General features: G+C 53.6%; 8 protein-coding genes. 4 read left to right on the top strand and 4 right to left on the bottom strand.

Annotated elements, in window-relative coordinates; translation table 11 throughout:
* Together B3Y70_RS07540 and B3Y70_RS07545 are read left to right on the top strand one after the other, a co-directional pair.
* Nucleotides 1-427, top strand: a 427-nt coding sequence (locus B3Y70_RS07540; RefSeq protein WP_288589526.1) for a hypothetical protein, incomplete at its 5' end; no start/stop codon positions are given.
* A gap of 22 nt (nt 428-449) precedes the next feature.
* On the top strand, nt 450-590 hold the full coding sequence (locus tag B3Y70_RS07545) for a hypothetical protein (RefSeq protein WP_153741758.1): 141 nt from the start codon (nt 450-452) through the stop codon (nt 588-590).
* Nucleotides 591-940: 350 nt separating this feature from the next.
* Here the strand turns inward: B3Y70_RS07545 and B3Y70_RS07550 are convergent, their stop codons facing one another.
* The 3 genes from B3Y70_RS07550 to B3Y70_RS07560 form a co-directional block, all read right to left on the bottom strand.
* Entirely contained in the window at nt 941-1273 is a 333-nt protein-coding gene (locus B3Y70_RS07550) for a tRNA-binding protein (RefSeq protein WP_153741757.1), read from the bottom strand.
* A 21-nt stretch (nt 1274-1294) separates the two neighbouring features.
* Nucleotides 1295-2194 carry a DMT family transporter gene (locus tag B3Y70_RS07555; RefSeq protein WP_153741756.1) on the bottom strand — a complete coding sequence of 300 codons (900 nt, stop codon included), beginning with the start codon at nt 2192-2194 and terminating at the stop codon, nt 1295-1297.
* Between the two features lie 84 nt (nt 2195-2278).
* Entirely contained in the window at nt 2279-2959 is a 681-nt protein-coding gene (locus B3Y70_RS07560; RefSeq protein ID WP_153741755.1) for an AraC family transcriptional regulator, read from the bottom strand.
* Nucleotides 2960-3391: 432 nt separating this feature from the next.
* Between B3Y70_RS07560 and B3Y70_RS07565 the strand changes: the two genes are divergently transcribed.
* Together B3Y70_RS07565 and B3Y70_RS07570 are read left to right on the top strand one after the other, a co-directional pair.
* On the top strand, nt 3392-3451 hold the full coding sequence (locus B3Y70_RS07565; protein ID WP_248185651.1) for a hypothetical protein: 60 nt from the start codon (nt 3392-3394) through the stop codon (nt 3449-3451).
* Between the two features lie 293 nt (nt 3452-3744).
* The gene (locus tag B3Y70_RS07570) at nt 3745-3867 is read left to right on the top strand and encodes a hypothetical protein (protein WP_264766311.1); all 123 of its coding nucleotides are present in this window, start codon (nt 3745-3747) and stop codon (nt 3865-3867) included.
* A 563-nt stretch (nt 3868-4430) separates the two neighbouring features.
* Here B3Y70_RS07570 and B3Y70_RS07575 read toward each other — a convergent pair.
* On the bottom strand, nt 4431-7556 hold the full coding sequence (locus B3Y70_RS07575) for an efflux RND transporter permease subunit (RefSeq protein ID WP_199451537.1): 3126 nt from the start codon (nt 7554-7556) through the stop codon (nt 4431-4433).
* Nucleotides 7557-7607: the final 51 nt, after the last annotated feature.

The following is a 7607-nucleotide window of genomic DNA, read 5'->3' on the forward strand; positions in this document are numbered from 1 at the left end:
CGTTCTGCAGGAGCGGTCTCAGGAGTTTCTCAATGTCGCCGTTGAGATCGCAGCCATTGCCATAGGCCTGACGTGGATTGTGAACAGACTCTCGTCCAAAGATAATTCTCTGAGCAGAAGCCAAAACGCGCTTGCGACTGGTTCAGCTACAACTTCGGCAACCGGTGATAGCCCTGGTGTCCTTGACGCAGATGAAATAAGTTCAGAGCTAGCCGAAATAGCTGTACCTGACGATAGATCAGAGAGCGATGCCCGAAACGCAGGAACCAGCGACCGGTTTGATAATGAATCCCCAAACCAATCGACATTTTACGACACCGCTCCAAATGAAGGTCTGAATGCGAAAATGATTAGTGAACAGCCAGAAACCAACGCTTGCTCATCAGGTGAAGAGTTAGCAGACATACTCAATAGCGCATGGATTTGATGAACTTCCAGGAGAATGCCAGATGATACATCCCATGATTGCCCTTCTGGCCGTTATTCTGATTCTTTCCACCGGTTTCCTGATACTTTATAAAATCTTTGGGTTAGTGGAGAAAGACATGGCAGATGACGAAAAAAAGAGGGACGACAACGATACCCTTTGACTACTTCACCTCGATGGCCATGAAACGATTTCTGGTAGCTCAAGGCGCAATGGTGATCTCCCTCAATCACCATTGCGCTCAAATGCTCCACCCCGCCTTTAGCGGATTCACGACAATGGCTCAGAAAATCCCGTCATTAGGCCTGAATGGTCGCAAAGCGGACATTTGGATTTGACGATTACACGGAGCTTTGCGGCTATTTTGGATCCGCGAATCGGAGGGAAGTGCATTGGAGCGCTGCAACGGTGAGCTTTCCGCTCACCATTGCCAGCACAAGAGACTCTGTACCATGCATCACCCTCACTTGGACTCGCATACCGATTGGCCCGCGATGTGGAAGCCGCCGAAACTCAGAACAGGCGTTCTCCGTTATCCACCTGCGCGTCCGGTCTTACCAGGGTAACTGCGCCCTTCTCCGTCTGCACGCCGGTGACCAGGCACTCCGACAAAAATGGTCCGATCTGTTTGGGGGGGAAATTGGTAACGGCAAGAACCTGTTTGCCAACGAGCTCCTCCTTGCCATAGAGGCCCGTAAGCTGTGCGCTCGATTTACGAATACCAATGTCCGACCCGAAATCCACTCGCAATTTATAAGCAGGCTTGCGTGCCTCGGGAAAATCCGTCACTTCAATGATGGTCCCGATCCGCAGTTCAACCTTCTCGAAATCGTCCCAAGTAATCATCTTATTGCTCCTTCGACGTAGTTAGTCTGTTAACAATTCTAGCTCGGCGACCGTCCGGCTCTTCGCACGACCCGCGATCAAAGAACCAATGACAATCAGGATGCTGGCACTCAACACGGCAACCGTAGCCTCGCCGTATCCGGCAAGAATCAACAGGATCACTGAAATCAGTGGCGCACTGTATGCCAGGGTTCCCAGTAACTGGATATTTCCGTGCTTTACACCATGGTCCCAAGTGAAGAATGCTATGCCCACCGGTCCGAGGCCGAGCCCCACCACGCCAATCCATTGAAGTGCGCCTTCTGGCCATACCGTTTCCTCCCACAAAAGGTGGCAAATCAACGCCAGAATGGCCGTAACACCGCAGAACCAGCCCACGGCATCGGTTGGTACCGAGCGAACCAGTCTGCTAAGAACGGAATAAGATGACCAGATCAGAGCACAGGACAGAGCCACCAGGTAACCCGGCAGGTTCTCCCAGGCAAATCCATCGGCATTGCGGCTGATCAACAACCAGCAACCTGCCAGGGCAACCAGGGCCCCAACGATGTACTGAGCTCGTAGTTTCTCGCCCGGCAGGAAGGTCGACAATAGGACGATCAGCAGCGGCCAGAGGTAAGCAAGAAGGCTGACTTCGACGGCGGGGGCCAGTGTCATAGCCTTGAAGTAGGCAAAGTGATAACCGAACAAGCCAACGACGCCGATGCACCATGCAAGTGGCGATTGCCGTAAATAACGCACACCGGAATGCCCCGAGAAGACCCAACGGCCGCACATCAACAGAAAAGCGATACCGAAGGTCATGGCCATGAGCTGGAACTCCGGAATCTCACCACCGGAAAGCTTGGTCAGCAATGCCAAAGTGCCCCATAACAGAACGGAAATCGACCCGATCCAGGTTGCGGCGTTAACAGATGCCATGAAACCCTCCCGAAACTCTCATGTGTGAATGATTGCAGAAGGGTATCCAGTGCGAAGGGTAGGAACTTTCAAATCCTGGCGGAACTATTTCGAAATACGGCGGAAGTGGCTGGGTGCTTTGCCAAAGTGGGCTCTGAACCGGTCGCTAAAGGCCGATAACGATGAATAGCCGACAGCGTCGGCAACTCGCTGGACGCTGAGCCCCGACTGCTCCAGAAGCCGCCAAGCTTCTTTCATTCGTAACTCTGTGAGGTATTGATGCGGCGTCATGCCGACCTGGCGCCGAAACAGATCGTTCAACTGCCGAATGCTCAGATGTGCCACGGCAGCCGCCTCGGCCAAGGACAGCGGTCGGTTGAAGTGTTCGTCCAGAAATTGTTTCGCGGCGTGGACTCTGCGGTCCAGCTTCAGCTGACTTCCATGGCGCTCCTGAAGCAACTGAATCAGCAGGAGTAGCATTTGATGTTGGGTAAAATCCGACTCTGTCCCATTATGGAGCTGTGCGTGAAGGAACTGGATGTAGTGGAGCAATGCTGGATCCAAGTCTACGAAACAAGGTAGCTTGTCCAGCGCCGCGGCATACCCATGGCCAATTCCCGCGGGAATAATTGCCGCTCGATGCTGAGCCACTTCCCCTTCGATGGCATCTACCGACAGAGATAACGTTCCCACCAACGGCAATACCAGTTGATGATGGTCGTGGGAGTGGCTTTTTCCCTCATCCTCGTAGGTTCGTATATGCAAGCCGATCTCAGAATGCTTCATGCGACCAGTATAATCAGGAACATTTGAAAATCCTCACAGAACGACCCTTTCATTCATCTCTCATCCGGGATCGGACCGGTTCATAGTGAAAACGCGGGAAACTGGCAGTGACGAAGTATCTTGTGAACCACGCCTAAACGGTTTATGGCTAGAATTTCCGCTTTTTTTAGGAATTGCCTGAGATGCGGGACGGTCGCAATGCGAACATTGGAAGCAACCAATTAACGCTTCTTCCCGCATTACTTCGAAACCTATATGAGGGAAAGCACACTTTTTCAGTATACAGCTATTTCACATTCCCCCTGAAACCAAGCATAAACGGGTTGCAGTAGCCATCTGGGCAAACGGCATCCTGACTCTCGTCCAGATCGCGGAAAGGACTTTGCCGGCAGCTTGGCGCTGATTGCCGATGCTATACATAACTTCTGGGACATGGCATCGCTGATTATCGCGTTCGCGGCCCGTAAGATTGCGCGTCGCCCGGCTGAATAAAAGCTGACCTTCGGCTACGGGCGAATAAAGGTAGGTGTTGCGCTGTTAAATACACCACCTTGATCATGATAGGGCCCTACCTGATATACGAGGGTGTCATGCGGTTCCCAGATCCGCTGGAACTCAAGGGGTGTTGGGTAGTCTGACTTACATTGTTGCACTGATAATGGACGCGTTGAGCGCGCTGCTGACCTACTCAATGCAGAAGGGCAGCGTTAATATTCATGCGTTGTTTTACACAACTTGTCTGATGCGTTTGCGTCAATAGCAGTGTTATAGGCGGAGCTCTTATCTTGCTCTACGACATGCGCTGGGTTGATTCCGCAATCACCATTGGCATGGCCAGCTATATTCTCTACCTGGACCTGACAGAAATTGGCGGGACCATCAGAACACTCATGCTGGGGAGTCCCTAGGATATCGGCACAGATTCCGTCATTGGGGCAGTATCAGACTTAGAAGGAGTTATCGACTTCACCCCGTACATTTTTGGCAGGTGGGTGAGCATGATGCCTCGCTCGACGCCCGTGTGGTTGTCGAGATGAGTGCGTGGAATGAACTTGAGAAAATCAAGGACGGGATAAAACAGGCTTTGGAGAAAGAGTTCAGCGTAACTCATTCAACACTGGAATTTGAACACCCTGACTACAAGCACGAGGGGGCAAATACCTATAAACATAGTTAACCGGCGCGCTATGTGACATACCTCATCATGCAGATTCCAAACGAATGGCGAACCACAAAGGCACGAGGACTCCATGCGAGACATGATTGAACCCCATCAAATTTGGGCCTACCCCATCGCTGCTGTTCTCGGCCTTTTAGAGGGCAGGAAACCTCCCCCGGGAAATATGTTGCCAGAGTATCTGCCCGGGACTCCATACCCAGGCTCTTGCTTTATAACAACATTACCCAGACACCGCTGCATCATCAGACCTCGCCAGAATCTCGAAAGCAATATGGCGAGGTCTAGTTTTCTTTACCCTTCGGAAATACTCCTGCATTTCCAGAGATAGTAACCTACCGGTATCACCAACAGCGCCAAAATCACAGCAGATATCATCCCACCGACCATTGGTGCAGCTATGCGCCCCATGACTTCGGAGCCGGTACCAGTGCTAACCATGATAGGCACCAAACCTCCGATAATAGCAGCAGCAGTCATCATTATAGGCCGCACGCGCAATCCGGCACCATGAAGCACGGCAAGGCGCAACGTCTCGCGTCTTGGAGTCGCCCCCTTCTCCTTACAGGTTTGCAACATTTCCTCGTAAGACTGGTTCAAATACACCAGCATGATGACACCAATCTCCACGGCAACGCCGGCCAGCGCAATGAAACCTACACCGACCGCAACGGAGAAGTTATAGCCCAGCAGATACATCAGCCAGATTGCACCAATCATGGCAAACGGCAGCGTACCCATGATGATGCCCACTTCCGCAAAACGACGGAAGTTCAGGAACAGCAGAATGATAATGATAGCCAGCGTCAGCGGCACCACGTAGGTCAGCTTTTCCTTGGCACGCAGCATGTACTCATACTGGCCAGACCAGGTAACCGAATAGCCCGCAGGCAGATCGAGCTCCTCGTTAACGGTAGCCATGGCCTGCTCCACATAGGTGCCGACATCAACCCCTTCAATATCCACGAAGGTCCAGCCATTGAGGCGGGCGTTTTCACTTTTGATGGCGGGAGGACCATCTTCTACCCGGATATCGGCGACATCGGCAAGCGCAATCCTTTGCCCCGTTGACGTAACGATGGGCAACTGCTCCAGCTTCTCTGGAGAATCCCGGTAGTCTTCCGGATAACGAAGATTAATGGGATACCGCTCAAGTCCCTCGATGGTTCTGGAAACGTTGATTCCACCAATAGCGGAGGCCACTACCTGCTGAACATCAGCGATATTCAGCCCATAACGAGCGGCACGCTCACGATCAATATCCACCTTGATGTAGCGGCCCCCAGCGACTCGCTCAGAGTAAACGGAGGCTGTACCGGGGATGTCGACCATGACTTCCTCAAGGCGTTTACCGATGTTCTGGATGACGGTAAGGTCCGGACCGGCAATCTTGATGCCCACCGGCGTTTTAATACCCGTTGCCAGCATATCGATGCGCGTGATGATCGGCATAACCCAGGCATTGGTTACCCCCGGGAACCGAATCAGAGTATTGAGCTCCTGCTTCAGCTTTTCGGTGGTCATGCCTTCCCGCCATTGATCCCTCGGCTTGAGCTGGATGAACGTCTCGATCATGGTTAACGGCGCCGGATCAGTTGCGGTGTCTGCTCGTCCTACTTTACCGAATACGGTTTTAACTTCCGGGACGGTCGCAATTAACTTGTCGGTCTGCTGCAATAGTTGGCGGGCTTTACCGATTGAGATCCCGGGATAAGTGGTCGGCATGTACATCAGATCGCCTTCATCCAGCGGTGGAATGAACTCACTCCCGATCTTGGTCGCCGGCCAAAGCCCCACAGCCAGTGCCAGCAGTGCAGCCATAACAGTGGTTTTCGGGAATCGAAGGACCAACTTCAGGACCGGCATATACGCACCGACCAGCAGACGGTTCACGGGATTCTTGTGTTCCGGCAGCACCTTGCCACGGATAAAATAGCCCATGAGCACCGGAACCAGCGTCACCGCCAGAGCCGCACTGGCTGCCATGGCATAGGTCTTCGTGAAAGCCAGCGGGGCAAACATCCGTCCTTCCTGCGCTTCCAGGGCAAACACCGGCACAAAACTGACCGTAATAATCAGAAGCGAGAAAAACAATGCTGGACCAACCTCCGAGGCTGACCTGGCAACAACCTCCCAACGGTTCTCGGGCGTGAGCGGTGTCCGCTCCATGTGCTTGTGCATGTTCTCGATCATCACGATGGCGCCGTCGATCATGGCGCCGATGGCGATGGCAATCCCTCCGAGGGACATGATATTGGCGTTGATACCCTGCCAGTGCATGACGATAAAGGCCGCCAGAATACCCACGGGAAGGCTGAGAATCGCCACCAGCGACGAGCGCACGTGGAACAGAAAGATCATGCACACCAGGCCCACCACCAGGAATTCTTCAAGCAGCTTGAAGCCAAGGTTATTAACCGCCCTCTCGATCAGTCCGGAGCGATCGTAAACCGTCACCACTTCCACGCCTTCAGGCAGGCTTGATTTCAGTTCCTCTAATTTGGCTTTTACGCCGTTAATCGTTGCCTGGGCGTTTTCACCGAAGCGCATCACTACAATGCCACCCACGGTTTCGCCTTCGCCGTTCAGCTCGGCCACCCCGCGCCGCATCTGCGGCCCGACCTCAACACTGGCCACGTCTTTCAGGAGCACAGGGGTGCCGTTGTCATCGAGACCCAGTGGAATTGACAACAGATCCTCACGGGACTGGGTGTAGCCAGACGTGCGCACCATGTATTCCGCCTCGGCCATCTCGATGACGGAGGCCCCTACTTCCTGGTTGCCTCTTTTGATAGCGTTCTGGATGTGAGCCAGAGGAATGCCAAACGCCCTGAGCTTTTCCGGGCTGACCTTGACCTGATACTGCTTCACCATGCCACCAAGCGCGGCCACTTCGGACACACCGGGAACTGTTTGCAGTTCGTATTTCAGAAACCAGTCCTGCAGGCTGCGCAGTTGGCTCAGATCATTGTTCCCGGTGCGATCCACCAGGGCATAAAGGTAAACCCAGCCAACCCCGGTTGCGTCCGGCCCCAGTTGCGGGCGGGCCGAGTCCGGAAGGCTGGGGGCCACCTGGGAGAGGTACTCCAGCACCCGGGAGCGAGCCCAGTACATGTCGGTATCTTCATCGAAGATCACATACACGTAGGAGTCCCCGAAGAACGAGTAGCCACGGACGGTTTTGGCCCCCGGGACCGACAGCATGGCGGTGGTCAGTGGATAGGTCACCTGGTCTTCTACCACCTGCGGAGCCTGCCCCGGGAAGCTGGTTTTGATGATGACCTGCACATCCGAAAGATCCGGCAGCGCATCTACCGGCGTCTTGTTCAGTGAGTAAAGGCCAAGCCCTGTAATAAGCAAGGTGGCCAGCAATACCAGAAATCGATTACGAACAGACCAGTGAATGATGGCAGCGATCATGATTCGCCTCCGCCATGATTCATGGAACTATGGTCCATCGCCTCAGGTTCG

Origin of the sequence: Marinobacter sp. UBA5687, from assembly GCF_002420325.1 — a bacterium.
In the GTDB taxonomy this organism is placed as follows: Bacteria; Pseudomonadota; Gammaproteobacteria; order Pseudomonadales; family Oleiphilaceae; genus Marinobacter; species Marinobacter nauticus.

What these genes read in the sequence shown, in the direction of transcription:
- B3Y70_RS07545 (WP_153741758.1), top strand. Translation starts at nt 450, where the DNA reads ATGATACATCCCATGATTGCCCTTCTGGCCGTTATTCTGATTCTTTCC.
- B3Y70_RS07555 (WP_153741756.1), bottom strand. Translation starts at nt 2,194, where the DNA reads ATGGCATCTGTTAACGCCGCAACCTGGATCGGGTCGATTTCCGTTCTG.
- B3Y70_RS07575 (WP_199451537.1), bottom strand. Translation starts at nt 7,556, where the DNA reads ATGATCGCTGCCATCATTCACTGGTCTGTTCGTAATCGATTTCTGGTA.
- B3Y70_RS07550 (WP_153741757.1), bottom strand. Translation starts at nt 1,273, where the DNA reads ATGATTACTTGGGACGATTTCGAGAAGGTTGAACTGCGGATCGGGACC.
- B3Y70_RS07560 (WP_153741755.1), bottom strand. Translation starts at nt 2,959, where the DNA reads ATGAAGCATTCTGAGATCGGCTTGCATATACGAACCTACGAGGATGAG.